We start from the raw sequence: 26,481 nt of genomic DNA, 5'->3' as shown, positions 1-26,481 counted from the left end.
GGCCAGTCGCACTTGCGAAAACGGTCATGCTGCCGAAGTGAGCGCCACGGCATCCGCACCGGCCGCAAGACGCATCGGACAGGATGGGTCGTTCGCCACGCGCCACACCGCTTCCGCGGCGTCGAGTGCCCGAGTGACCATGGTGGACTGTTGCCATGCTGCGAAGACGCTCTGCGCCAAAGGTGAATACGGCTCGGGGATGTGGATGCGGGAACGGGCGCTTTCGCCGAACGATGTCTCCGGCGCCCGCCCCGGAAGCACCAGGTGCGCACGCACGCCGAAAGGCTCCAACTCCAGCGCCAGGGATTCGGTGAAGGCGTTCACCGCCGCCTTGCTGGCCGTGTAGACCGACAGCAGGTGCAGTGGCTTGAGGGTCACGCTGGACGTGACGTTGATTATCACGCCGGACCTCCGCTCGCGGAACTGGGGCAGCACTGCCTGCGTCATCGCCATCGTGCCGAAGGTGTTCGTTTCGAAGACCTCGCGTGCCGTCTCCATCGGGACGCCCTCCAGGGCACCCAGCAGGCCGATCCCCGCATTGTTGACCAGGACATCGATCGGCCCGGCCTCATCCACGGCCCGGCGGATGCTGTCGGGATCCGTGACATCCAGGGAGACGATGCGCAGTCGCTCGGAACGGGGCAGAAGATCCTCGCGCGGCGTGCGCATGGTGGCGATGACCGTCCAGGCGTGATCAAGGAAGTATCGTGCCGTTTCCAGGCCGAACCCGGACGAGCATCCGGTGATGAGGATGGTCTTCATGAGCATGTTCCTGTCGATGAACCGATCAACCGACCATAGACGGTCCCGCCCGGACTCCCTACCATCGCAAGTCCAGGATTCGTTTTCAGGAGTCCGAAATTGAGCGATCCTCTGGCACAGGTGGTCGGCCTGTTACAGCCACGGGCCTCCTTCTCGAAGATTGTTCAGGCGGCGGGTCGGTGGCGGGTCAGCCGCTCGGAAGCCGGGCGTCCCTTCTATTGCGTGGTCCTGGACGGCTCATGCCGCCTGACGGTCGGCGGAGGCGACCCCATCACCCTGGAGAAGGACGACTTCGTCCTGATCCCCGCTGCATACGAGTTTTCCATGTCGAGCATGGAGCCGATGGCCACGGACGCCGACGACACCGTGCCGGTCGAATTGGCCCCGGGCGAGTTCCTGCTCGGTCATGGAGACCGCCAGCCGGAGGTCCGCAATCTCGTCGGCTACTGCGCATTCGGTTCGACCGACGCCGCCCTTCTGGTCTCGCTTCTTCCGCAACTCATCCACATCCGCGGGGAAAAAAGGCTGACCGCCCTGGTGCAGCTTGTGAATGAGGAATCGCGTACGCACCGGCCCGCTCGGGACGTCGTTCTGGCGCGACTGCTCGAGGTTCTGCTCATTGAGGCACTCCGCTCCTCGACGGGGGCAGGAGGGTCACCGGGCCTGCTGCGGGGACTCGGCGACGAGCGTGTCGCCGTTGCCCTGAGACGGATCCACGAGCGTCCAACCTGGCCTTGGACGGTCGCGCAGCTGGCGAAGGAGGCGGCGCTCTCCCGGTCGGCGTTCTTCGACAGGTTCAGACGGACCGTGGGCACGACGCCGATGGACTATGTGCTCGACTGGCGCATGGCCTTGGCAAAGGACCTGCTGTGGCGACGGGAAGGGGGCATTGTGGACGTCGCCGAGCGCGTGGGTTATGGCTCGGCGAGCGCCTTCAGCGTGGCCTTCACCCGCCATGTCGGCATGACGCCCACGGCGTATGCGCGCGGATTGAGCTCAGCATGAAGACCCGGTCACCACGCGATGATGCCCCGGTCCTTCGGCCCTCTCGTCATTCAGCTTGGCAGACGCATTCGATGTTATTGCCGTCGGGATCGAGGATATAGGCAGCGTAATAGCTGGGATGATAGCGGGTTCGGATACCAGGTGCGCCGTTGTCACGTCCGCCCGCAGCCAACGCAGCCACATGAAAGGCATCGACAACCGCACGGTCGGCTGCGGTGAAGGCGATGTGAATGCCACCCGGTGTCGGCTCACCCATATGGAGCCACAGGCACGGGTAGCCGTCGCGCCCAAGGCCGTGTCTGGGCGTACCGGCAGCGGACCGAGCGGCCGGGATGCTGATAACGCAGGCCACGCCCAGCGGCGCCAGGGCCGTTTCGTAGAACTGGCGCGACCGTTCCGGGTCGGCCACCGGGATCTCGATGTGATCGATCAACAAGCTCTCGTCCTCCAGGGCAAGGGCGGGGAGTTCACCGGCATCTCGGAGCAGGCAAGCCTGCGAGAGATATTGCGATGCGGGGTCGGCATGACTGACCTCAAAGGTTGATGCGTGTGCCGGGGATGGATTCGGCAAATCCTGGACCGAAGACCTGCGACGGCGTGGCGAAGCCCGGCGCCCGTGCGCCATTAAGCACCCGAAGGGCGGCGGCCAAGGCGGACAGCGGCGTGAAGTCGTATCCGTTTACCGTCTCGATCCTGCCGGTGTGGACGCGGCCTTCGGCATCCGTCACCTCGACGACGGCTCGGGCTGGATGGGCGCGACGCTCCTCCTCCGAAGGCCCGTCGGGCAATGCCGACAGATCACCAGTGGGAAAGGCGCCGTCCGGCACGTGTACGTACATCTCGATGTTGGGCGCCCCGGTCAGGTGCCAGGCCGTGACCAGATCGCCGAAGGAGAGCGGAAGGCAGGTCACCGGCCCTTCGCCGAAGTCGAAGGCGTGCGGGGCCGCGTCTGCTTTGGTGACGAGCTTTCCGTCACGCCGCTCCAGCAGGCCCGCAGCCGCGATCTCCCCCGCGCTGAAGGCCGAGCCGCGCGACATGCCGCCTGCCACCTCCAGCGCGATGCGGATATGGAGCGGCTTGCCCGAACGTTCCGCCAACCGGGCGACCAGCGCATCGGTCGGCACCACGTCCCATCCGACGCCGGGCATCAGCATGACGCCCGCCTGCGCGGCCGCCGGTGCGAGGCTGTCCGCCAACCGGTAGGTGTCGATCTCGGCGCTGATGTCGAGATAGTCCAGACCGCAGGCGATGGCTGCCCGCATCAGGGGCTCAGCAGTCCTGATGAAGGGACCGGCGCAGTTCAGAAGGACGGCAACCCCCGACAGGCTCTTCCGCAGATCATCGTCAAGCTGAAAAATGCGGGTCTCCAGGCCCAGTTCCCCGGCAAGTGCATCGAGCCGGGTACGGTCGCGACCGGCCAGAACGGGGTGTAGCCCGCGCATCACCGCAGCACGCGCCACCATGCGGCCGGTGTATCCCGACGCGCCGTAGATCATCACACGGCCGCGCAACGTTGGATTGGACTGGGTCATTCGGGGTCTCCTTGGTTCCACGCCCACTCTATGGCCCACCGGCCGCCCCCGCCCCGCCATTGCTACCGGTTTCTTGCCCGATCCTGCTTTCCGTTGGACAAGGCATCTTGCGAGCCCGACACTCGCACGATGAGATACGAGATGGACGAACTGCTGCGCCTGACGCGGGGCGCCGAGAACCGGAAGACCGAAACCGGCATCCCGCGGGTGGCGATGGTTCAGGGGCCGGTCCCCGAGCACCAACTGGCCGCCGTCTACGACCCGATGATCAACTTGATCCTGCAAGGATCGAAGACCATGACCGTGGGTGACCGGACCTTCCGCTACGACCCGGCAACCTACTTCGTGATGTCCATCGACCTTCCGGCCGTCGGCGCCGTGCATCCGGCGGCGGACGGCAGTCCCTACCGTGCCGTCTCGCTTCTCCTTGAACCGCAGAGGATCGCCGCCCTGCTGGCCGACCTCCCATCGCCTCCGATGTCGATTTCGCCCGGCGGGATGGCTGTGGGCGAGGTCACACCGGAGCTTCTGGACGCCTGGACCCGGCTCCTGCGGCTGATGGAGTCCCCGCAGGACATTCCCGCCCTGGCCCCGGCCTACGAGCGCGAGATCCTCTACCGCGTCCTGACCGGCCCGATGGGATGGATGCTGCGCGACATCGCCACGCCCGACACGACGCTGGCGCGGGTCAACCAGGCGATCCAGTGGCTGCGTGCGCATTACCGTGAACCTGTTTCCATCCAGGAACTGGCCGACCGGGCTGCCATGTCGGTTTCGGCCTTCCATCGCCGCTTCAAGGCGGTGACCGCCCTCAGCCCGCTGCAATTCCAAAAGCGCATCCGCCTGCTCCAGGCACGGATGCTGCTGGTCTCCGGCGCGGGCAACGCCACCTCCGTCGCCTTCGAGGTCGGGTACGAAAGCGCCACCCAGTTCAGCCGTGAATACACTCGCTTTTTCGGCGCACCGCCCGCACGGGACGCGGCGCGCGTGCTGACCGAGCTTCGGTCACGGGAGGCCGCCTGACGGGGCACGGGCAGGATTGGGCAAGAATCGGCGAGGAATGCCTCAAGCCTTGGGCGACCGCGGCCGCTATTCCAAGGGCATCGAGATGCTCATGGGAGACGACGGATGCAGATCACCATCATCACCGGCGGGAGCCGCGGAATCGGCCGGGCGACGGCGCTGGCCATGGCGGAGCAGGGTCACGGGATCATCCTGACCTACAATGCGAACGCGGAGGCCGCCGAGGCGGCCGTCTCCGAGATCGCCGCGGTTGACGGGCAGGCGGTGGCGCTGCCGCTGGACGTCTCCCGGACGGAGACCTTCGGAGCCTTCCGGCAGGCCGCAGAGGCCGCGCTGGAAGGCACGTTCGGGCAAGATGGTTTCGACATCCTGGTCAACAATGCCGGATACGGGCTCTTCGCCCCGATCGAAGCGGTGACCGAAGCCCAGTTCGACGGGCTGTTCGACGTCCACCTCAAGGGACCGTTCTTCCTAACGCAGGCGCTGTTGCCGCTGATGAGGACGGGCGGGCAGATCCTGAACATCTGCTCCGCCACTTCGCGGGTGGCTACGGCGGGAGTGGCGCCCTATGCCGCGTTCAAGGGTGGCCTCGAGGTGCTGACGCGCTATATGGCGAAGGAGTTCGGGCCGCGCGGGCTGCGCGCCAATGCGGTGGCGCCCGGCGCGATCCGAACGGAACTCGGCGGCGGCATCGGGCCGGAATTCGAGGCGCTGCTCGCTGGACAGACCGCGCTTGGCCGGATAGGCGAAGCGGATGAAGTCGGCCGCATGATCGCCTCCCTGGCCTCGCCTGGGATGGGCTGGGTGAACGCCCAGACCATCGAAGTCGGTGGCGGCTACTGCATCTGAGGCATCGGCATGCTCGATCATATCTTCCTGACCGTCGGCAACCTGGACCGCTCCGTCGCCTTCTACGAGGCGGTGCTGCCCCACCTCGGCATCGGGGTGCGGCACGACTACGACGGAAAGGACGGCCCACCGGGCCATCCCGACCTGAAGGGATTCGGCGCTGGCGGCCGAGTCTTCTTCTGGCTGCGGCAGGGTATGCCTGCGCCCAGCGCCGTCCATGTGGGCTTCGTCGCCCACTCCGAAGCCGAGGTGAATGCGGCTCATGCGGCCGCGCTGGCCGCCGGAGCGAAGGAGATCCATCAGCCAGGAGCCCAGCCTCATTACGACCCGCGCTATTACGCCGCGCAGGTTCGCGATCCCGACGGCTACAGCCTGGAGTTCGTGTTCAAGGATTGGCTGCACGCCGGTTAGCGTTAGACACGAGAAGCTGCGTGCTGATGCCGAACACAAGAACCTCTACACCGCCCCGAACACTTCGGGATGAACTGAGACCACCTCAACCTGCCGGGTCGACACACCGATCCTGAGGTCCTTGAGCAGATCGCATAGCCCTTCGCCATCGATGAGTTCGACCGGCGGAGCGCCATCCCGGGTGGCCTCACGGCGGGCGTCGCTGGTGAACCGACCCGTGGTGATGAACAGCCCTTTATCAGTGCGGCCAACCATGGCGCCTCGGAAATCCCGGATCTCCCCGGCTGTGACAGAGCCCTGATAGCGTTTGCACTGGAACAGAACCTGGAAGCTGATCAGGGTGAGGCGGAGGACTCCGATGCCATCAATACCACCGTCCCCCGACTTGCCTTTGACCTCGACCTTCACGAAGCCGGATTCCCGAAGGATCCGCTGAGCCAAGCGCTCAAAGGCGGCCGGGCTCATGGTGAGCAGAACACCCAAAAGCTGCGTCTTCCAATCGGCGTTAACCTCAGCCTCGACTTCCTGAACAATGGCCGCGGGAACGTCCGCAACTGGGTTTGCGATGTCGTCCTGCTCGCTCGACGCGACCAGAGCCTTGGCCTTCTTCGCCGCCTGCATGGCGCGCACCTTGGAAGGGATCTGCTTCACCTGCTCAGGCGTGAGCCCGCGGCCGATCGGCGTCAGCGCCCACACCCCATGGGAAGTCCTCTCGATCGCTCCGTACATCCTCAGGTACGTCCGAGCCCATGCCGACCGGTATGGGACCTCGTTGGTCGAGGAGGTTGGCCTGCGGTAGTTCAGGACCTCGTCCGACAGGTCCATGAGCTTCGCGATCTCCGCGTTGAGCTCGTCCGCCCTAGCCGACCCGCCCAGATTTTCGAGCGCCTGGAGCGTTGGCATGATGATCTCGTGGAAGATTGGCAGCCCCTCGGGTGTGTTCGCCGGAGAGGAGGCAGGTGCGCTGGTTTCAGACATGCGGACCGGATCGTTGGTCATTTACGAGGTGATGCTCACGCAGCCGTATAGGCGCGTCTACGAGGCCCATATGGAGACCCGCAACGACGCGACGGCCGAGGCTATCGCGACCAACATCTTCTAGGAACGTGATGAAGTCGATGCCGTTCATGAACGCCAGCCTGGCCATATCGAGGCTGGAGTTCCTTGTGGTTCCAACGCGGCCGTGTATGCCCCCCCCTCGGGAGCGTCGTCCAAGATGAGCTTCAGCTTCGATAGGACCAGCTTCATTTTTGTCTTATGCTTCCTCACTATCGCCGTCATCCGGTTCCGCCCCCGTCCCGTCCCATGGCATCTGCAACGCCAGGAAGAACCCGGCCACGCGCTCCGGCTCCAGCGCTCCCTTCGCCCGGTTGGCTGCCCAGGTGATCATCTGAGGGTTTTCCCACCGCACAGCGCAGGTCCACTAGTGTACGGTGGGCTGCATTGCACTAGACCAGATGCGGCGCGATCACCCCAGACAGCCGTTGCCGTCAGCCAGTCAACACGTGTTGAGGAGCCTTATTAGCCATTCGCGGATTCTGTTGCTGACCCCTGGGGCTGGGGAGTAGGAACCTCCGGGAGCCGCAGGAACTCCCGGCACATAGCCCTGGCGTAATGCACCCCAAAGCGGTGCATTCGAGATAGGGCCAGCCCGAACAGCACCAGGGCAACAAGGGTGACCCGCCAAGACGTGGGCGCCAGCACGAGATTGGTGACCGCCACCACCAGCAACCCAGCTGCGATGCCGCGGTTCAACCCGTAGTTGGCGTTGAATATCTCCGCTCGGCCATCGGCTTTGGAGGCGCGGACGTCCGCTGTCATCTGCATGAAGACCTGATGCCATTCCCCTGGAGCCATCCCGCAGATCGTGGGGATGGGAAGACCGAGACGGGAGCCGATCAGCCGCTCCAGCTTCTCGGCCTGCGAAGGCGCGATGACCGTCTGCCCGGCCTTGGCGATCCACACCGACGGCATCCCGCCGAACGGCTTCCAATAGAGCCTCTCCAGGGCGTTGCCGACGGCCGCCACCAAATGACCGGCGACATAGGACACCGTCACGAACAGACCGAAGTCCCCGAGGCCGAAGCCGTCGCGCAGGAACATCGCCTTGAGCTCCGGGGAGACGAAGAACAGTCCGAACAGGACGGTGGTGCCGGGGATGACGATCCCGACCTGCTCGTACAGGGAGAGCGTGGATGGCTTCATTTCGTTCAGCAGCCTTTGGTTGTTCCTTCGTGGCGCGGCGCCTCCGCCTCGCGGGACTCCTCAGCCTCCGGGGACGACGAGCGCGGAGTAGCCGCCCGGACGTCTGATCAGCAGCACCATGGCTCTGTGCCCCCGGCCTTCGAGCGACCGCGCGGTCTTCCGGTCCGTCGGCGAAGGCCCCTGGTCGGCGAGGTGGCTGTGCCATGTCCCGAGGCACCACAGCGCTCCGGCGGCACCGGCCTCGTAGTCGGCCAGGAGCCCGTCGCGCCCCTCCACCCCCAGGACGAATTGAGCCGCTGACCTGATGCTGTCAGGCGGCGCCTCCAACACGTCGGTGACATGCACGACGCGGCGCACCGGGGACACCCGGCCAACGATGAGTCCGCCGGTCTCGACATGCGGATAGCGCGCAACGTCGTCCATGATCTTCCGGTGGGCGCGGTCGAGCACCCGGACCGTCCAGGTCGGGTCGTCCGCGACCGCGACGACGTGGGTGGGCCCTGCCTCCGTCCGCGACCACCCGACCGACATCCCGTCCTCGCCGGTCCTGCCGATGAGGAGTTCGCCGCACCCCGGTAGGTCTCCGGCGAGCAACCCGAGCGTCTTCTCCGCCACAGCCGCCGCGTGCATCGACAGCCTGCCGTCCGTCATCGTCACGGTGACGGACGAGCATCCCTGTCCGATCGGGACGGTCCGCGCGGTATGGGCAGCCCCTATGGCCCCCTTCAGCGTGCCATCACCCCTCATCTCCTCGTAGGTCAGGGCCATGAGGTCGAGCGTGTTCGGGTTCCGGTCCGGCCCTTCCAACGAGAAGAACCCGACCCGCCCCTCGTCCAGCAAGGCCGCCTCGGCCACACGCGGCACGATCCCTGGGGCGACGGCCAAGTAATCACGCACGACGTAAGACGCCGTGGCGTTGATCACCAACTTTGTGCCGTCGGGAAACAAAGTCCCGAAATCCTTCTGGCGAGGCGATAGCGTCGTGATGTCGGCGGACACTGTGTCCGGCTTGGCACCGAACGGGGCGAGCTCCTTCGCAAGGGCGACGTCCTTGAACGGCGCGATGAACTCCTTCCCGTACGGTCCGGTCGGCAGCAGGCCGTGTCGCGCCATATGGTGGGGGTCGAGCACGCCCTTGTCGACGAGCGCCGACGGGACGAACGAGGCCCTGGATAGGTGGACGGCGATCTTCGACCCGAGGCTTCCACACCCGACCATGGTGTATTTTGGCCGCGGGAGATCCGTCGGCAAACCCGACATGGAGCGCAGGAGAAGCTCGGTGATCGCGTGACGCTGCGAGACGGTGAAGACCTTCGTGGCGTCCCCGTCCGGATAGAAGCCCGGCGTGACGATGTTGAACCGGTAGGCAATGATCTCGATGTCGGACCCCGTCCCGATCACGGGATACGGCCTGCGCACGCACAGGATCACGAAGAGCGGGAAGTCGAACGTCAGATTGTTCTCTTTTGCCCGTGCGCATTCCGCGATCCAGCGGAGGGCGCTCCGCAGGTAATCCCCGCAGCCGTACGAACCCGCCCGGGCGAGCAGGTCGCCTACGGTGGTCACCGAATCCGGCATGTAGACGTCGCACACGCGCGGCTCGCCGGACGGCATCTTGTCCGCCCAGCAGACCACGGACAAGGTCGTCCCCGACAGGAAGACATCGTCGGACTGGGCGTCGAAGATTCGGGTGAAATTCTTCCTGGTCGGGGTGATTGTCGTGCGCCCGACGGATCCCCACGCCATGTCGTACCGGACTTCTGAGCCGATGTACCGAATGAAGCCAGTCGGGAGCCGCTCGAACCCGCCCTTGGCGCGGACAAGCCCTACGATGTGCGGGATGTCGAAGGCCAGCGAATCTTCGGCGGACTCCCGCCGGATCGGTTCCCAGCCCTGGGCCGGGTTGATGAGTTCGTCCCGCCCGGCCTTCCGTATCCAATCGGCCGTTTGGTCGAGGACGGCGACGAACCCACGGCTGTGGAACACCTCGGCCAAGCTGCCGTACACGACGCACGGAGGCACGGGGGCTCCGGGGACGTGCGGGTTGACGTGAGGGAGGGCGCTGTTGAAATCCGGGCGCAACGTCACGACCGGGGCGCCGTGCGGGAACCCGGGAGGGAGATAGAAGAAGGCGGTTTCGATGGGGCGGACCCCCGTCGGGCTTCCGCCCGCGCCCAGGAAGCGCGACGGAAGCTCGGCGTCGAAGTCCGCCTCAATGACGTACGAAGAACCCCTGCGAGTCAGTCTGGCGTTGACGACCGAACGATGTCCGAGCGCCGAACCGAGGGCATCGGCGACGGGCGGCGGCACTTGGTCGCCGCCCGTCGCCTGAACAGCGGATAGCGTCATTCGCGCCCATGGAACAGCGGTTGGGAGCCGACGGACAGCGTGCCCCCCGTCGTGGCGGCCGACTTCTTGGACACGGCTCGGAGCGCCGGGCCGTTCTCCGTCACCTCGAACTCCATCGGCACCGGACCGGTCTTGTCCTTATGAATTGCGGTGTTGACGAATTTCCCACTGACGCCTTTCAAGATGTCCTCGTACTCGGTCTTAGCGCGAATGCACGGCGGATCGCTGTCGTCGTCGCTGATCTCCTTGCTGCTGGCGACGATGTAGGCGCCGCTCCGCGCCTGTTCGAGGGCATTGCGAGCATCCTCGGAAACCTCCGCGTCCTCGCCCTTCTTGCTCCAGCTGTCCCAGGACAGGGTATGCCAGGAGCAATGATGCGGCGTCTGGAGCAGGTCGTACTGGAGGTTTTCGGCTGCGTCCTTGTTGTCCGCCCACACCCGCTCCCATATCGCGACCTCGGCGTCGCCGCCCGTCAGGAACAGGCAGGCATCCTTCGTGGACCCGTGCGCGATGGAAAACTGCGTGATGACGCTCGAATGGTTCTTGGCCTTCTTGTCCTCTTCCGCCTCGTCGTCAGACTTCGGCATCGGCGCCAGCAGCAGGGCGCTGACGGTGGTGTCGGCGTTGCCGTTCACCGTCGGAACCGTCTCGCCGGGCTTGACCAGAATCGAGGTCAGGTTGTCGGTCTTCCCGTCCTCGTCCTCGCCCATGATCAGGATGCGGCAGCCGTCGCCGATTTCCTCGCCGTCGCGGACCAGCTGGACGCGACGCTTGGCCTCCTTGTTCCAGGCTTTGGCGTCTTCGCACAGGGTGTGGTTCTTCGACGCGCGTCGGAAGACCATTGGCGACGACCACATCTCGCGGATGACGATTTTCTTCTCCTCGCCGTCTTTGGGATCCTTGTAGTCGGCCAGCGGATCGAGATGGAAATGCTTCGCCAAGCCAAGGCAATGGTCCTTGTCGGGATGACTGAGCAGCATAACGTCGACGTATGGGCGCCCCTTCGGGTCGGTCTTCAGACGGTCGCGCAGATCCTTGGCGACATCACGAACGCCGTCCGTCACTGCGCGAATGTTGATGTCAATAAGGATCGTCCGACCGCTCTCCAGTTGGATGAGCGTCATGTCACCGCAATCGACTGGGAAGAAGGTGATGGTGGCGGCCAAGGCATCCTCCGGGGATTGTAGAGTCGGGTGCTTCGCCAGCCCACCCACGGGGCGCGAAATACCAAGGCACGCGATGGTAGCCGTACAATAATTCAATGCAAGAAAATTTGATTGTCGCGAACTCATTGCTGTACGAACGATGGAACCGAGCTCTGACATACCAGCAAAAGGTGCGTAATGTCTTTGCGTGGTCCGTGGCACCCATGACTTGTCGCCGAGTCAGACACCACATGCACTGGGTTTGGTCTTCACGGTCCAGCGTTCGATGGGCCGCTGGTAATCGGCGATCTGCGGCACCCACTTCCGAACCGGGGAACCGTCATGAAGACGTTGATCTCGCTCGACGATGTCGAGTCTTTCAAGCATGAGCTCATTCAGATCCTGCCGGACGTCAAATCGTCCCATCGCGTCGAGGCTATGGCCCGCGGTCTCGGCTGGGGCAGCAACGCCGCCCTGCGCACCGAGTTGGCGGCCGGTCCGCTGACGCGGTCGCCAGATAACCGGGCGTTTTCGGAATACCTGAAGGAACACGGCTTTCCAACCGCCAAGTACGATGCCCTGGAGGAGTCCGTGGTGCGGTGCAAGTTCGCCGAGGCGCGCTCAGCTGTCGAGGCCATAATGACCGCCGAACCGAACCTGTCGATGAACGGCTATCGCACGGACGAATTCGGGAAGAGCCGACAGGAGAGACAAGGAGTTTCGGGGCCTACCTCGACGTGGTCGGCGACATGGGACTCCATCGCCAGCATGGCTCTGATGCGCCCCCGGGCTTCGTCCTTGGCACGGCGCCCGGGAGCAAGGAGGTCCGCGACCAGCCTGTACTCACCGGTCGATCACGTAGTCGAAGTCGCTCGCTGGCATGGTGGAGATCGGCCGGACGCGGGTCGGCAGGTGAGACGACAGATCGCTCTCGATTTCCCGCGAGCCCGGAATATCATGCTAGCTCATAGACCAGCATCATCGAGCTAAAAGTCGGCATGGCGGAGATCGGAAGCGGATACGGCAGCGAATGCCACCTTCTGCGCTTCATGGGCCGTCACCGCAGCCTGCTGAATGCTGCTGTCCTGGATGCCACGGGAGGCAGAGAGGTCGAGTGGCTCGACGCGCCCTTCGACGGGAGCCGGACCTGGTTGGACGGCGAATGGAAGGGCGTGGACTTCCTGCCCGACGATGACCCGGCCCGTCCGGCCTGGGCGAGGATCTGGCCTCAGCGGGGCAACCCACCCAACTGGGACGCCGTTGGCCGGGTGACAGTGGAAGGCCGCCGTGAATGGCTGCTGGTGGAGGCCAAAGCCAACATCGAGGAGATGCGCAGTTCCTGTAAGGCGAGCCCGCAGGGCGGTCGCCCGCTTATCGAGCGGACCCTGAGCCGAACCAAGGAAGCACTGGGGGTGGCGCCGGAGCGCGACTGGCTCAACGGGCACTACCAGTTCTGCAACCGCATCGCCGTGCTGCACTTCCTGATGGAGCACGGGCACCCTGCCCGCTTGCTGTTCCTGCATTTCACAGGCGACCGCTCCGGACCAGGCCGGACCTGCCCGGCGAACGCCGACGAGTGGGCCGGGGCGCTGGCAGCGCAGGCGGCCCATGTCGGCCTGCCCCAACATCATCCCCTGAAAGGTCGCGTGCACAAGCTGATGCTCGACGTCACTGGGGGAGTCGCCGCATCCAAGGCTGGTGTCACTGCTTGAATGGAGCATCCGGCAAGAGCTCGGACGAACAACTCCAACCTCGCCTGCCAGGATGGCCGGGCTCGCCGTCCCGGCCTTAGGCATTCCTGGACCTCACGCGCCGCGCTTGCTAATGGCCGCGGGCGGAACGATGTCCCTGGCCATCGGCTCCTCGCCTACCTCCTGCCCGAGGTAGCTGGCGGCGGCCCAGCGGTTGCGGGCGACCCAGTACCGCAGGGCCAGATCACCCACCGCGATCACCGATGCGTCGTTGAGCTTTCTCACCCGCTCCACGGTTCGGGCGACGTCATTCAGCCCGCTGGCGGCACCCTCCTCGAGCAAGGCGTCGACCAGGGCCTGCCTCGCGACAGACGGCGAGAGCTCCTGATCCTGGGAGGACAGGTCTGTGGCCCGCTTGGTGGCCGACGAATCCTCATAAACCTCGGTGAGGCTCACGGGGAGCAGTCCTTGAAGGTGGAACAGCACGAACTCCCACTCATCGAGCGACAGGCGCGGCAAGGCCATGTCGAGCAGGGCCGTCGCCTGGCTCAGGACATGGCGGAGAGCGCCGCTGCGGCCCTGGGGGTACATCGCGACCCGGCTCTCCAGGGCGGCTTCCATCTCCGACGTCAGGTAGAAGGTGGCCGTTTTGGACTGGCTGCGCTTCGCCGGGTCGAGCCTCGGGCGTCCACGTCGACGGGACTGCTGCTCGGTGATCTCTGCCATGGTCTTTCCCTCTCGTTGGTGCCTGAACTCACCATATATCTCTGTCAGAGGAAAATCAATATTCTCTGTCAGAAAAAATTGTGGCAGGGCACCTGGAACCTGCTTCAACCGCCAAGGGGGCAATCCTGGGCGGAGGTCGGCGGCATCATCGACTCACTGGTTCACCTAACAAGTGGGACTCAGGCTGGTCGGGAGCGCCGTTGGCCGCGGCCGTTGCCGGTGAGACTGCTGCCAGCAGGTCCAGCCGCATGACCTATCGGCCGTCAGGGCGCTGGCGCTATGGCCGCCCGGTCGTCCTGACGACGACGGTCGGCGACACGTGAGGCGTCATCGTCCGTCGCCGCACGCTCCGGACAACGATCCCAGGCCGACCGCCGCTATGGCCCCCCGGAGATGCTGTAACTGGCTTGGAGGCACAGCCGTCGCCGACATGTCCAAGCCGGGCCCGCGTCCCTCCGCCCCCTTCACCCTCGGTGAACCATGCGTCCTGATGACGGCCCTGCTGGAGCCGTCCCTTGGCGTCGACATGTTTGGCTCCGGCACCCCGAGCGCCGCCCGCTGGGAGCGGGAGATCCGGTTCGCACGTTCCGATCACGGGCTGGGGCATTGTTGTCACCGCCTGCACGGCACCGTCGGCTGCTCCCTGCTGCCCGCCTGCGGCATTTTCCTGGCCGTCCGCTGGGATGACCTTTTTATCTAAAGGAGCGATTGTCATGCCCTCAACAGCAGGCTCCGCGTTGGCCAGAGCGACCGCCCGCATGACCTCGTCCCACCGGCGTTCGGCCGTCCGCACGCACAAGCCCGCCTCCCCAGCCACGGCCGCACGCGAAGGCTCCCTGCACTCCGCCGCCAGGCGACGGTACGCTGCCACCAGCGTCTCGACCGACGCCTCGCGCCGCCGCGCGGCCGCGTATCGGCCACCGACCGCCTTCGCCTCAGCCTCCGTCAGCCCCTTGGTCTGCGCCGCACAGACGCCCCAGTTCTGCTTCATCTTCCACCGTCCTCCATCGAAATGTTCCCAGGCGTACATGGCCACCTTCATGGCGGTGGCCTTCGCCTGCCGCTCCTTGGCGCAGCATGCATCCGCGATCTCGTAGGCATGGGTCACGACCTCCTGCTCGAACTCGCCGCGGCTGCCCGTCGCCTCGCCGTCCGGATGGTGACGGGCGACCGCGCCGAAGGCAAAGGCCCGCAGCTGACGGAACAAGCTGTTCGATCCCCCGGCCTCTGCCGCATCATCCTTCCCGGCCGCCTCGGCGACAGTCACGTCTCTGGCGTCCGGCAGCCCGGCGCAGACGGCGGCCAAGGACGGATACGGCTCCTCAGCCCAAACCGCCCGGCTCCATCTTGGTGACAGCGGATTTTTCATCTTCAGGGCGTTGGACCGCCCACCCTGATCGGCACCGGCCGCCGCCAGCGCCATGGTCAACCGCTGCAAGGCCGACCGGAATGCCGCCTGTGGCCCGGCCCGTCCGCGGCCGGTGAAGCAGACGCTGTTCTCGAGCAACCAGATTAGGTGCGGCGCCTGGATGGCACCGGTGACCTCGTGGACATGGGCGACCGCGATGTTCGGAAGCGGCACGCCGCAGGTCAGGATGGCTTGGCGGAGTTGGTCCCAGGATGCGAAATCGCGATCGAGCTCGACCCGGAGCACGCCCCGCATGTCCGCGTTGGCATGCACATAAGCATCGTCCAACGCCAACACCTTCGGCCCGCCCGCCGTCACCGCGCCCTTGTCGTTTCCGGTGAGCAGTCGCTTGGCTTTGTGCAATTTGGTGACGAACAGCCGCAGGATTGGATGCTCGGTGCTGACCAGGCCCTCATATCTGAATGCCGACCGCCAGTACCCCCGGCCACCCCGGCCAGGCTTGCCGCTGACATAGCCGCCGAACCAGCGGAAGCCGATCCGGAACCGGGCATCGACGCGGGCCGTGGTGTCCCGGGCGCGCTCGACGAACTGCCGCCGCTCCTCGGCCGCCGCCGGGTCCGCCTGCTCGATCCCGCCGTCGCCGCGGCTTGCCTGGCCCCGCCGGGCCATACGTTCGGAGGCGTTGAGCTCGCGGTGAATCTCGTAGCGTTCGGTGAACCGCTCGGCCCATGACGCCGACGCCGGAGAGGAGAGCAGCAAAGCATCTGCCGCCGCGCGCCGCCGGAAGGAAGCCGCCCGGCATGAAGCTGTTTGCGGAGACAAGGCAAATTTGTTGACAGGGTCGGCTGCGTTGGGCCTGCGGCTGGATCGGGGATCCGGCCGCCGGGCCATCGGCTACCGCCTACCCAGGCGGCAACCCTTGCATTTGTCGCGTTCGCGAAACATGCGGGGCTACCTGTCGGGGAGGCCGCCTGAGCACCATCGCCCAGGCCAGCCCCCACCCTTCCATGATGCGCACGGGCTTCCATCCACCGTCAAGCGCATCACCGGTTCGCACCGCCGGTTGTTCTCAGGTGATGGCGGCCGCGCCCCTTGGCGCCCCTTGGCCGCCGATCGTCCGGAGCGCGGCGCCTTTCCAGGTCCGCCCGTCTCGACAAGCCCAGGTCGAGGCGACGGGAAGCCGCAGCGCTTCAGCGAGATGCGACGAAGCGTTCCAGTTTGCCCAAAGTTTGCTGCCCCAGTTCCTCAGCACCGAAACCCTTCGCATCCTGGAACTCAGCAGCTGTGGTGAACACCATACCCAACGTTACCTTCGTTGCTCCACCCAGATCCTCGAACAAGGCCCAGGCGTCGGCATGCTTCGGCCCGTTCTCGCCCCAGAGAAGCGTGTAGCCGATTCTCTCCTCGGGTCGGACCTCTCCGTACCGATGGTGGTTCGGGAAGACCGTTCCATCCGGCGCAATCATGTCGAAGACCCATTCGCCGCCCGCTCGCAGATCAATCCGCGTCGTCCGGCAGGAGAAGCCGTCCGGCCCCCACCATTGCGGCAGCGTCTCGGGATTCATCCACGCACCCCAGACCAGGGTCCGAGGTGCCTGTATCACGCGCTCGAGCACCATGGTCCGCTCGGCCACGCCCGCGAGATTGTCCAGTCCCGCGCCAAAGCCTTGCCGGTACCCGGCCTCCATGTTCTCGGCCAGCGAGGAAAGCTGCACCGTCACGACCAACCGGCTGCACTTGCCCGTGCCGGAGAAGTCCGCCGTCACCAGCGCAGCCGACTGCGTCACGCCCTCGGACGAAACCACCTCGTAATTCACGCTGCGCATCGTAGGCTGCAATTCCAGCCAGCCAACCTCGCATCGGATGTCCGACTGCCCCTCCGCCTTGCAGAGCGAGACTTCACGTCCTCCCACCCTGCTGTCGGCCTCGAGAAACTCGACGGTGACCGAAGGCGTGGGGGCGGCCCATACCATCCGCGCGGCCGGGGCCGTCCACGCATGCCACAGCACCGATAGCGGCGCGGCCACGTCCCGCTCGAAGGTCAGCATCGCAAAGCGATCCTTCCTTTTATCCGGCGCCGTGCTGGTCGTATCCCCGTTCGACATCATTCTTTGCGCTCCTTCATGGCGTTCATCACAAATGCATCCAGCCGGTCGAGGCGGGCCTCCCATATGGCCCGGTGTTCGTCCAGCCATGTCCGCACCGGATCCAGGGCCTCCGGCACGATGGCGCAGGTCCGCGTCCGCCCATCCTTGGAGGTGGAAATCAACCCGGCCTCCTCCAGCACCGAAAGGTGCCGCATCACCGTGGGCAGACTCAGCCCGGTGGGACCGGCCAAATCCGTTACGCGCGCGGGTTCTCCGGCGAGCCGGGTCAGGATCGACCGTCGCGTCGGATCCGAGAGCGCGTGGAAGAGCAGCGAGAGATCAGGTCCATACTTAGCCATATTGCTAAGTATTGTTGGGGCGTCGCTGGTGCAAGCGGAAACTTCGTCAGATGGCTAAGTTTTCCCCAACTGAACCGGGCCTCCTGGAGCACCGGCTTCCGTTCCCGCGCGAATCAGGGACCATCGTCCTGTCAGCACACCTTGACGCGGACACAAGATTAGGAAGCCGCTTGAGGCGATGGAGGCCAGCCGTAGAATGGGCGGATGGCTTCCAGCACGTGCGGGCGAGAACCCGGTCGACGTTGCCCGGCTGCCCCGATGCATTGAGGCTCATGTCATTGCGCCGGTCCGGCCCTGCCTTCCTGAAGCCGGATGTTGTCCGGGAACTGCATGCTGTTCAATTCCCACCGGTCCTTCCGAACCAGATCCCGACGAGCGCGCTGAAGGCAACAAGCATCAGGAACCCATTCACTCCGATGAGCAGCGCTGGAGGAATGCGGGGCGTGTCAGGGTGCGGTGGCGGCGGCCCTGCGAACAGTTGGCGCCATACGGCCGCACCGAAACAGAACGCGCTGAAGGCGACGAGGATAGAGCCGGTTCCCCAGATCATCCATTCAGGAACGACTCCTTCCAGCAGCTTCTTGGCTCCGACGCCGCTGGCCAAGCCTGCCAGACCCGTGCGGACCCACGCAGCGTAGGTTCGCTCCGCGGCGAAAACGGTTCGGTCGGCAGCCAACTGGGTTCGGCGGTCAGCACTGTCTACCGAAGGCGCGGGCGAGTTCAGGTCTGTCTGCACTCATGCTCTCCTGAGCCGGACCGGGACCTGTAGAACGCTTGGGCCATGTGCCCAGTTCAACCAACGGCGGAACTTGACCCGCATCGGCCCCATGAAGACCTGCTCGATCCCAGATAGACGCGCTCCGGCCCTGGTTTGACCGGCGGCCAATCAACGAAACACCCGAGGCGTGACTACCGAACGGAGGGCGACAGTGCGTGGGCTATCGGCATCCTTGCCTTCGCAGCGGTCGCCGTGGCATCCGCCAGCGCACCGGGATCCATCGCCAGTTCTAACGCGCGCTCCAGGTCGGCGATCCGGAACGGCTTCTCCAGAAAGGCGATGGCACCGGCGGCCAAGGCGTCCTGGGCGGCCGCATGCCCGCTGCACACGATCACGGGAATGCCGTTCCGGCCGGTCAGGTGTCGCACGGCGGTCAGGCCGTTGGAGCCATGGGCCAGCCAGACGTCGATCACCGCTACATCAACAGCTTTACCGGCGGTGAGGTCGATCGCACCCTCGGCGGTGTCCACGACACCGACGACGCGATGCCCCAGGTCGTCCAGGATATCGGCCAGCATCGCGGCGATGCAGGGATCGTCCTCGGCAACCAGGATGTCCAGGCAGTCGGCCATTCCTTCCTCCCGTCAATGCGATCCCAACTCACATGGCGGTTCGATAACGGAATTGCCTCCACTCACCGGGAGGCGGCGACACACTGTGGCATTTCGGCCGCCCTACCCTCTTAGACGGTTGCACCCTTTTCGCACGAGTTCATGCCAAGGGAGCCAAGTCAGTCCTCTCGTCACCTGATGCTGCGGAGCGCTAAACCGTCAATGCATGGAAGCGCCCGGTACACCGATGCAGACCTCGGAGACCTGACTTTGCTCCTTCCAGTATGCTGCGCACGGCTTCGGTGGACAGCAGAAGAGCATTGGATGGTCGTACCGATCATTGCACCGTTCCGCGCCGTTAGGCTGACATCGGCAAACCCTGAGGGCGAAGATGGTCAGCAGGCTGATTTGAAACGCTGCTCCACCGTTACCCCAGCACATGACGCTCGGCCGGAAGAGCCGACACGTCATCGCTCTTGAAGTCGTCCATGGAGATTGTCATCAAAACAACTTGCCAGTCGTGCTAGGGTTGTCGAGCGATTCCAGCGTCCGATTGCACGGAGGTATCATGCCGACGTTTGCGACGTTCAACGCCAACAATTTCTTCCTTCGCTATAAGTTCCAAAGCACCTTTCCAGGTGACACTTCCCGGAAATCGCAGATTGAAGCCACTGAGGTGGCAACGATTGGCTATCTGCCAGAGAAGCCTTTCAAAAAGCTCGGCGCTGGAAACTTCTTCGTGTGGGACGAGAAGCGCCGCGTACTTGCCGACCGTGCCTTGCGGGAGCCAGATGGGAAACTCCCTGACATCCTCTGCCTTCAAGAGGTCGAGAACCTGGATGCCATACGCCTGCTCAACGAGAACTACTTCGGGAACTTTTACCCCTATCGGCTGCTGATCGATGGCTACGATCCACGGAATATCGATGTCGGCCTGCTGTCCCGGTTTCCCATAGTCGAAATCCGCACCCACCTCGACCAAGTGGGAGCGGACGGTCTGCGCGTCTTCAGCCGCGACTGCCTGGAGGTTACTGTCCTGCTGGACAGCGGTGAACCGCTCACCTTGCTCGTCAACCACTTCAAGTCAAAGCTGGTGATGCATGAGGGTGAGGCCACGGACGAGGAACGGGTGAACAGCATTCGCCTCAGCCACGGACGTCGACTTGCTCAGGCCGAAGCGGTCGCCCGTCATGTCGATGAGCGGTTCGCCGGGCGTCACGACTCTGCTCTCTATGCAGTGGTGGGAGACTTCAACGATGTAGCGGCCAGCCCCTACATCGCCCCGATTGTCGGGTCCCCACACCTGACCGATGTGCTCGAGGCACACCTACCCGGCGACAACTGGACTTACTATTGGCGCGGCCGCAATCGGGTTTCGAAGATCGACTTCGTTCTGGCTTCCCGTACCTTGGCCGGACGCATCGCCATACAGGCAAATATGGGCAGGCCACCTCACATCGAACGGCGTGGCTTGGGCTACCGAGAGTTGGGCGAAGGCGGAAAAACGCTTCCTCGTCAAGTCACCTGGACGCATTTTGAGGAAGACGAGGTAACGTCAAGGCCCATCGGCATCAAGGATGACATCAAGGTCGACTTCCGGTTTGAGCGGTATCCGGAGGTAGTTGCCGATCCCACTGCGAACATCTCGGACCATTGTCCGGTGAAGGTGTGGTTCTAGTTCTGGACGCTCTTTAGAGGGTCGGCACTCTGGCTTTAGGGGCAGCAACATCAACATCACCGAATGAGCGGCGATGGCTGGATCCGAGTCGCTCGGTACCCAGCAATCCATCCGCGATAATCCATAAGCCTTCTTCGCCTTTTATCTCCTCATCAGGTGCTGCCCCGGCATCGACCATGGACGCCTGGATTCCGACCTCCCACCAGAGATACGGCTCTTCGCACCGGGATTCCGCTCCTGAAGCTGGCTCCATGTTCATCCCCAGGAATGCGGAGCAACCTGGCGCCGTTGCCCAAAACTTGGCCGAGGCAGGCTTGGTCTTGACTTATGTCCGGCTTCTGAGGAACAAAAAGGGAACATAATCCTTCCCGACCTGTCTCAAGAGACATGTATCCTGACCAGTCCCCTCGACCTGCCCTTCAGGACCTACGCAACCGCATCCGCCAGTTGGAACGCGGCGAGCGGCGCGTCATGCGCGTGCTCCCATTCGGGCTCGCCGAGATCAACGATCGGCTGCCAAGCGGCGGGCTGGCGTTGGGGGCCGTGCACGAGGTGGCCGAGGGCGGCGACCTGGGAGTGATCCACGCTGCGGCGGCCACGCTTTTCGTCGCAGGCATCCTGTCCAGGATGACAGGGCCGGTGCTCTGGTGTCTGCGGGCATCGGACCTGTTCGCCCCGGCGCTCTCCCAGGTCGGCCTGAACCCAAACCGGGTCATCTACGCCGAGGCGCCGGATGAGAAGACGCTGGCTCTGCTGGTCGAAGAGGGCCTGCACCACCGCGGGCTGGCCGCCGTGGTCGGCGAACTCGCCAAGCTGCCGATGGTGGCGTCCAGACGCATGCAGATCGCCGCCGAGCACTCTGGGGTCACAGCCATCATCCTGCGCCGGTGGCGCAGCCCGGCCGCGGCAGCCGCCGAGGTCGGCCAGCCTACGGCCGCCGTCACCCGATGGCGTATTTCGGCCCTGCCATCCAGCCCGCTGCCAGCGCCGGGTATCGGCCGAAGGCGATGGCGAGTGGAACTGGTGCGGTGTCGTGGCGGTGGGACCGGTGAGTGGGACATGGAGGGCTGCGATGAGGAGGGTCGTCTCGGTCTACTTGCCAACCTGGCCGACGGATCGGCTTCGCGCCAGGGCACGCTTGTCGAAGAACCGCTACGGCGGGTCGGGCTCCGGATCGGCGCCTGACACCGACGAGCCGACCGACAAGCCCTTCGTCGTCGCGTCGACCGGCGCCCAGCGCATCATCACGGCCGTGGACATGGCCGCCCATCGGCTCGGCCTGCGACGGGGCATCCCGCTCGCGCATGCGCGGGCAATGGTACCAGACCTGATGGTCGCCGACGCCGATCCCGAGGCCGACGCCGAGGGCCTGCACCGGCTGGCGCTGTGGGCGCTCCGCTACAGCCCGATGGTGTCAGTCGACCTGCCGGACGGCCTGTGGATCGACATCACCGGCGCCAGCCATCTGATGGGCGGCGAGCGCCAGCTGCTCGATGACTTGGTCGGCCGCCTTGCTGCAATGGGCGTCGCCTCACGAGCCGCGGTCGCCGGTACGCCGGGCGCCGCCAATGCCATCGCGCGCTTTGGCCACCGGCCTGTGTGTGTGTTGGACGATGCGCTGGAGACCGTGCCCGCCATGCCGCTCGCCGCCCTGCGGCTGCCGCCAGAGATGACGATGGAACTCCGGCGTCTGGGCTTCGAGACCATCGGTGACCTGGAGGCAACGCCCCGCGCGCCGCTGGCCCATCGGTTCGGCCCGCTCCCCGGCCGACGGCTGGACCAGATCTTCGGCCGCGTCACCGAACCGATCGTACCCGTTATCCCGTCCGAGAGTGTCCAGGCCCGCCGCAGCCTGGTCGAACCCATCAGCACGGCTGAGGCACTCCAGGCCGTCATCGTGGCGCTGGTGACGGACCTCTGCGAGCAGCTGGAGCAACGGGGGCTGGGCGCCAGAACGCTGGACCTGCTCTGGCATCGGGTCGATGGAACGATGCAGGCCATCCGGGTCGGGACGACCAAGCCGGTCCGCAGCGCGGCGCACCTCATCCGTCTGTTGGTCGAGCGTGTCGATAAGGTCGACCCTGGGTTCGGCATCGAAAACGCCATCTTGACGGCCACGCTTGCCGAGCCCTTAACGGCCGAGGAGGTCGGCCGCCTGCTGGCCGCCGGAGCCGATCTCGTGCCGACCGATGACACGGCCTCCATTGCCGGGCTGGTGGATGTCCTAGGCAACCGAATCGGCCATAACCGGCTTTATCGGTGCGCACCGGTGGAGAGCGATGTCCCCGAGCGGTCGGTTATACGCATCCCGGCCCTGGCACCGCCGGTGCCGACTGGCTGGCCAACGCAATGGCCACGGCCGGGACGGCTTCTGTCGCCGCCGGAGCCGATCGAGACGCTGGCCCTGATGCCTGATCACCCGCCGATGGCTTTCACCTGGCGGGGTGTCCGGCGGCTCGTGAAGCGCGCCGATGGTCCGGAGCGCATCCATGGGGAATGGTGGCGGCGCGACCGCGAGATGGCGGCCGCGCGCGACTACTACGCCGTCGAGGACCATGCGGGCGAGCGCTTCTGGCTCTATAGGTCCTGGGAAGGATCCCCGGACATCGGTCCGATACGTTGGTTCATCCATGGGCTGTTTGGATGACCGGGGCGGATTGTCGTCCTGGCTCCTCGAACGCGGCATACGCGGAGCTCCAGGTGACCACCCACTTCAGCTTCCTGCGCGGCGCCTCATCGGCGGAGGAGTTGTTCGCACAGGCCGCGGCCCTGGGGATCCCAGCGCTCGGACTTACCGATCGGAATTCGCTGGCGGGAATCGTGCGCGCCTACGAGGCGGCACGGCAGACCGGCGTGCGGCTGGTGGTCGGCTCTCGGGTTGACCTGAGCGACGGCACCGCGTTGCTGCTGTATCCCATGGACCGGGCGGGTTACGGGCACCTTTGCCGCCTGCTGACCGTCGGCAAGGCCCGGGCTGGCAAAGGAGGCTGCGAGCTCACCTGGGAGGACTTGGCGGGCTGGGCTGAGGGGCTGCTCACCATCCTGGTGCCGGACGAAGCGGACGAGCACTGCACCCAGCAGCTGGAGCGGCTGCGCCGCATCTATCCCGGCCGTTGCTACATGGCGCTGACCCTCCGTCGGCGGCCGGGCGATGCCATGCGCTTGCATCAGCTGACGACAATGGCGGCCGCGCTGCGCGTGCCGACGGTGGCGACCAACGACGTCCTGTATCACGCGCCGGAGCGCCGGATCATGCAGGATGTCGTCACATGCATCCGCGAGGGCTGCACCATCGACGATGCCGGGTTCAAGAAAGAGCGCTTCGCCGACCGCCATCTCAAGCCCCCGGCGGAGATGGCGCGCCTGTTCGGCAAATACCCGGAGGCGGTGGCCCGCACGCTGGAGATCGTCGACCGCTGCCGCTTCTGCCTGTCCGAACTCCGGTACCAATATCCTGAGGAGGTGGTAATTCCAGGCCTAACGGCGCAGCAATCGTTGGAGCAGCTGACCTGGTCGGCCGTTGCCGACCGTTATCCCGATGGCGTGCCGGAGAAGGTCCAGGCCGTGCTCCGGCACGAGTTGCGGCTCATCGGCCAGCTGGGCTACGCGCCCTACTTCCTGACCGTCCACAGCATCGTCCGGTTCGCCCGGTCGCGCGGCATCCTGTGCCAAGGACGGGGGTCGGCGGCCAACTCGGCCGTGTGCTATGTCCTGGGCATCACCAGCATTGATCCCGAGCGCCACAACCTGTTGTTCGAACGCTTCGTATCGGCAGAGCGCAGAGAGCCGCCCGACATCGACGTCGACTTCGAGCACGATCGCCGCGAGATCGTGATCCAATGGATCTACGAGACCTACGGAAGGCACCGCGCCGCCCTGACCGCCGTGGTCAGCCGGTACCGGGCGCGGGGTGCCATCCGCGACGTCGGCAAGGTCATGGGGCTCACCGAGGACGTCACCGCCGCGCTGGCCGGACAGATATGGGCTTGGTCCGACGAAGGCGTCGACGAGCAGCACGCGGCCGAACTGAAGCTGAACCTGGGGGACCGGCGTCTCAGGCTGACCCTGGAGCTTGCCCGACAGCTGATGGGCACGCCGAGGCATCTTTCACAGCACCCAGGTGGCTTCGTGTTGACCCAAGATAGGCTCGACGAACTCGTCCCCATTGAACCCGCTGCTATGGAAGACCGACAGGTCATCGAATGGGACAAGGACGACATCGACGTCCTTCGCATCATGAAGGTCGACGTCCTCGGCCTCGGCATGCTCGGCTGCATGCGTCGAGCCTTCGAACTCCTCGATGAGCACAAGAACATCCGGTTGGGCTTGGCCAGTATTCCGGCTGAGGACCCGGCGACCTACGCGATGATCAGGAAGGCCGACACCCTGGGCGTCTTCCAGATCGAGAGCCGGGCGCAGATGGCCATGCTGCCGCGGATCAAGCCGCGGACTTTCTACGACTTGGTCATCGAGGTGGCCATCGTCCGGCCGGGTCCGATCCAGGGCGATATGGTGCATCCGTACCTGCGCCGTCGCGAGGGACTGGAGCCGGTGGAATACCCGAAACTCGAGCTCGAAGCCGTTCTGGGGCCGACCCTGGGGGTGCCGCTGTTCCAGGAGCAAGCGATGCGGGTCGCCATCGAATGCGCAGGCTTCACCCCCGGCGAGGCCGACCAGTTGCGGAAGTCGATGGCCACCTTCAAGTTCACCGGCGGCGTCTCGGCCTTCCGCGACAAGCTGGTCAACGGCATGGTGGCGCGCGGGTACACCCAGGACTTCGCGGAGGCGACCTTCAAGCAGTTGGAAGGCTTCGGCAGCTACGGCTTCCCGGAAAGCCACGCGGCCTCCTTCGCCCTGATCGCCTACGCCAGCAGCTGGATGAAGTGCCACCATCCCGAGGTGTTCTGCGCCGCCCTCCTGAATGCGCAGCCGATGGGCTTCTATGCACCCGCCCAGATCGTCCGGGATGCGCGGGAGCACGGCGTCGAGGTACGGCCGGTCGACGTCAACGCCTCACGCTGGGACTGCATCCTGGAGCCGATGGCGGACGGCAGGCTGGCCGTCCGGCTTGGTTTTCGGATGGTCAAGGGGCTGGCCAACGCGGCTGCGGCCGGGATCGTTTCCGCCCGCGAGGACCGGCCTTATGGCGGCGTCGAGGACCTGTGGCGCCGAGCGGGTGTGCCGGTGGCGGCGCTGCGCCAATTGGCCGCCGCCGATGGGTTCGCAAACCTTGGCCTGAGGCGCCGGGAGGCGACATGGGCCATCCGGGCGCTCCGAGATGAGGCCCTGCCGCTTTTCGCGGCCGCCGGGGCCGAGCGGGAGGCTGATGAGCCGGAGGTCGCCCTCAGGCACATGAGCGCAGGCAGCGAGGTGGTCGAGGATTACACGATGACCGGCCTCAGCTTGCGCAGCCATCCGGTGTTGTTCCTGCGCGGGGATCTCCGACGCCAGGGGATCATCCCCTGCACCGACCTCACCCGCACACGGGATGGACGCCGGGTGACCGTGTCCGGCTTGGTGCTGGTGCGTCAGAGGCCAGGATCGGCCAACGGGGTGCTTTTCATCACGCTCGAGGACGAAACCGGCATCGCTAACATCATCGTCTGGCGACAGCTGTTCGAGCAACAGCGCGGTGTCGTCCTGAGCGCCAGCATGATGGCGGTGAAGGGCCGTGTTCAGGTCGAAGGCGAGGTCATCCACCTGATTGCTGAGCGGTTGACCGACCAGACGGACCTGCTGCGGTCCATCGGCAACCGAGGGGAGCCGATGCCACTGCGGCCGTGTCGGTCCGACGAGGTCGGAACTGGGATAGCTGGTCGGCAGATGCCGCAGGCGAAGGAGATGTACGATCCCGATCTGCGGCTAGGGTCCGGCATCAGGCCGCAGACGAGGGACTTTCGATAGGTCGCCTGAACCGTGATCGGCTTAGTTAAGGTTGGGCAGCCGAAAGCAGCGATCCGA

At 65.3% G+C, this 26,481-nt stretch carries 23 protein-coding genes; 10 read left to right on the top strand and 13 right to left on the bottom strand.

The window, feature by feature from the left end:
* Window positions 1-24 precede the first annotated feature (24 nt).
* Entirely contained in the window at window positions 25-762 is a 738-nt protein-coding gene (locus tag ACODS4_RS05100; protein WP_488861338.1) for an SDR family oxidoreductase, read from the bottom strand.
* A 99-nt stretch (window positions 763-861) separates the two neighbouring features.
* On the opposite strand from ACODS4_RS05100, the gene ACODS4_RS05095 reads away from it, so the two are divergent.
* On the top strand, window positions 862-1,767 hold the full coding sequence (locus ACODS4_RS05095; RefSeq protein WP_488861336.1) for an AraC family transcriptional regulator: 906 nt from the start codon (window positions 862-864) through the stop codon (window positions 1,765-1,767).
* 46 nt (window positions 1,768-1,813) lie between these two features.
* Here ACODS4_RS05095 and ACODS4_RS05090 read toward each other — a convergent pair whose 3' ends face one another.
* A complete protein-coding gene (locus ACODS4_RS05090; RefSeq protein WP_488861335.1) occupies window positions 1,814-2,203 on the bottom strand; it encodes a VOC family protein in 390 nt (129 codons plus the stop codon).
* Between the two features lie 97 nt (window positions 2,204-2,300).
* Entirely contained in the window at window positions 2,301-3,299 is a 999-nt protein-coding gene (locus tag ACODS4_RS05085; protein ID WP_488861333.1) for a saccharopine dehydrogenase family protein, read from the bottom strand.
* Window positions 3,300-3,440: 141 nt separating this feature from the next.
* Here ACODS4_RS05085 and ACODS4_RS05080 point away from each other — a divergent pair, with 141 nt between their 5' ends.
* The 3 genes from ACODS4_RS05080 (at window position 3,441) to ACODS4_RS05070 (ending at window position 5,582) form a co-directional block, all read left to right on the top strand.
* Entirely contained in the window at window positions 3,441-4,322 is an 882-nt protein-coding gene (locus ACODS4_RS05080; RefSeq protein WP_488861331.1) for an AraC family transcriptional regulator, read from the top strand.
* 105 nt (window positions 4,323-4,427) lie between these two features.
* On the top strand, window positions 4,428-5,171 hold the full coding sequence (locus ACODS4_RS05075; protein ID WP_488861329.1) for an SDR family NAD(P)-dependent oxidoreductase: 744 nt from the start codon (window positions 4,428-4,430) through the stop codon (window positions 5,169-5,171).
* 9 nt (window positions 5,172-5,180) lie between these two features.
* On the top strand, window positions 5,181-5,582 hold the full coding sequence (locus ACODS4_RS05070; protein ID WP_488861328.1) for a VOC family protein: 402 nt from the start codon (window positions 5,181-5,183) through the stop codon (window positions 5,580-5,582).
* A gap of 45 nt (window positions 5,583-5,627) precedes the next feature.
* On the opposite strand, the gene ACODS4_RS05065 is transcribed toward ACODS4_RS05070, so the two are convergent.
* The 4 genes from ACODS4_RS05065 to mblB all read right to left on the bottom strand — a co-directional run bounded on the left by ACODS4_RS05065 (window position 5,628) and on the right by mblB (window position 11,302).
* Complete coding sequence (locus tag ACODS4_RS05065; RefSeq protein ID WP_488861327.1) at window positions 5,628-6,581, bottom strand: restriction endonuclease; 954 nt, start codon at window positions 6,579-6,581, stop codon at window positions 5,628-5,630.
* 522 nt (window positions 6,582-7,103) lie between these two features.
* Window positions 7,104-7,787 (bottom strand): hypothetical protein, encoded by a 684-nt coding sequence (locus ACODS4_RS05060; RefSeq protein ID WP_488861326.1) that lies wholly within the window; start codon window positions 7,785-7,787, stop codon window positions 7,104-7,106.
* A 60-nt stretch (window positions 7,788-7,847) separates the two neighbouring features.
* Window positions 7,848-10,136, bottom strand: coding sequence for an anti-phage 6A-MBL system cap2_3 protein (gene cap2-3, locus ACODS4_RS05055; protein WP_488861325.1), 2,289 nt, complete (start codon window positions 10,134-10,136; stop codon window positions 7,848-7,850).
* Window positions 10,133-11,302 carry an anti-phage 6A-MBL system MBL-fold protein gene (gene mblB, locus ACODS4_RS05050; RefSeq protein ID WP_488861324.1) on the bottom strand — a complete coding sequence of 390 codons (1,170 nt, stop codon included), beginning with the start codon at window positions 11,300-11,302 and terminating at the stop codon, window positions 10,133-10,135. Before mblB ends, cap2-3 begins: the two co-directional genes overlap by 4 nt.
* 321 nt (window positions 11,303-11,623) lie before the next feature.
* Here mblB and ACODS4_RS05045 point away from each other — a divergent pair, with 321 nt between their 5' ends.
* Both ACODS4_RS05045 and ACODS4_RS05040 read left to right on the top strand, forming a co-directional pair.
* The gene (locus ACODS4_RS05045; RefSeq protein ID WP_488861322.1) at window positions 11,624-12,271 is read left to right on the top strand and encodes a hypothetical protein; all 648 of its coding nucleotides are present in this window, start codon (window positions 11,624-11,626) and stop codon (window positions 12,269-12,271) included.
* An 8-nt stretch (window positions 12,272-12,279) separates the two neighbouring features.
* On the top strand, window positions 12,280-12,993 hold the full coding sequence (locus ACODS4_RS05040; RefSeq protein ID WP_488861321.1) for a hypothetical protein: 714 nt from the start codon (window positions 12,280-12,282) through the stop codon (window positions 12,991-12,993).
* Between the two features lie 93 nt (window positions 12,994-13,086).
* Here the strand turns inward: ACODS4_RS05040 and ACODS4_RS05035 are convergent, their stop codons facing one another.
* From ACODS4_RS05035 to ACODS4_RS05010, 6 genes are all read right to left on the bottom strand, one after another.
* Window positions 13,087-13,698, bottom strand: a complete 612-nt coding sequence (locus tag ACODS4_RS05035; protein WP_488861319.1) for a hypothetical protein — start codon at window positions 13,696-13,698, stop codon at window positions 13,087-13,089.
* A 277-nt stretch (window positions 13,699-13,975) separates the two neighbouring features.
* Entirely contained in the window at window positions 13,976-15,826 is a 1,851-nt protein-coding gene (locus tag ACODS4_RS05030; RefSeq protein WP_488861317.1) for a replication initiation protein, read from the bottom strand.
* Window positions 15,827-16,257: 431 nt separating this feature from the next.
* Window positions 16,258-17,115 (bottom strand): SRPBCC family protein, encoded by an 858-nt coding sequence (locus ACODS4_RS05025; RefSeq protein WP_488861316.1) that lies wholly within the window; start codon window positions 17,113-17,115, stop codon window positions 16,258-16,260.
* A 56-nt stretch (window positions 17,116-17,171) separates the two neighbouring features.
* Window positions 17,172-17,513 (bottom strand): ArsR/SmtB family transcription factor, encoded by a 342-nt coding sequence (locus ACODS4_RS05020; RefSeq protein WP_174449410.1) that lies wholly within the window; start codon window positions 17,511-17,513, stop codon window positions 17,172-17,174.
* Between the two features lie 337 nt (window positions 17,514-17,850).
* Window positions 17,851-18,249 carry a YidH family protein gene (locus ACODS4_RS05015; protein ID WP_109049153.1) on the bottom strand — a complete coding sequence of 133 codons (399 nt, stop codon included), beginning with the start codon at window positions 18,247-18,249 and terminating at the stop codon, window positions 17,851-17,853.
* A 173-nt stretch (window positions 18,250-18,422) separates the two neighbouring features.
* Entirely contained in the window at window positions 18,423-18,863 is a 441-nt protein-coding gene (locus tag ACODS4_RS05010) for a response regulator (protein ID WP_488861313.1), read from the bottom strand.
* Window positions 18,864-19,410: 547 nt separating this feature from the next.
* Between ACODS4_RS05010 and ACODS4_RS05005 the strand changes: the two genes are divergently transcribed.
* The 4 genes from ACODS4_RS05005 (at window position 19,411) to ACODS4_RS04990 (ending at window position 26,424) form a co-directional block, all read left to right on the top strand.
* Entirely contained in the window at window positions 19,411-20,520 is a 1,110-nt protein-coding gene (locus tag ACODS4_RS05005; RefSeq protein ID WP_488861311.1) for an endonuclease/exonuclease/phosphatase family protein, read from the top strand.
* Between the two features lie 387 nt (window positions 20,521-20,907).
* Window positions 20,908-21,705, top strand: coding sequence for an ImuA family protein (locus ACODS4_RS05000; RefSeq protein WP_488861309.1), 798 nt, complete (start codon window positions 20,908-20,910; stop codon window positions 21,703-21,705).
* Complete coding sequence (locus ACODS4_RS04995) at window positions 21,659-23,167, top strand: Y-family DNA polymerase (RefSeq protein ID WP_488861307.1); 1,509 nt, start codon at window positions 21,659-21,661, stop codon at window positions 23,165-23,167. The genes ACODS4_RS05000 and ACODS4_RS04995 overlap by 47 nt, the downstream gene beginning before the upstream one ends.
* Before the next feature lie 53 nt (window positions 23,168-23,220).
* Window positions 23,221-26,424 carry an error-prone DNA polymerase gene (locus tag ACODS4_RS04990; RefSeq protein WP_488861305.1) on the top strand — a complete coding sequence of 1,068 codons (3,204 nt, stop codon included), beginning with the start codon at window positions 23,221-23,223 and terminating at the stop codon, window positions 26,422-26,424.
* Window positions 26,425-26,481 lie beyond the last annotated feature (57 nt).

It is taken from the genome of Azospirillum sp. FG154 (assembly GCF_057809575.1).
The sequence above is the reverse complement of the archived record's forward strand: the minus strand, read 5'-3'. Positions and strand labels throughout refer to the sequence as shown.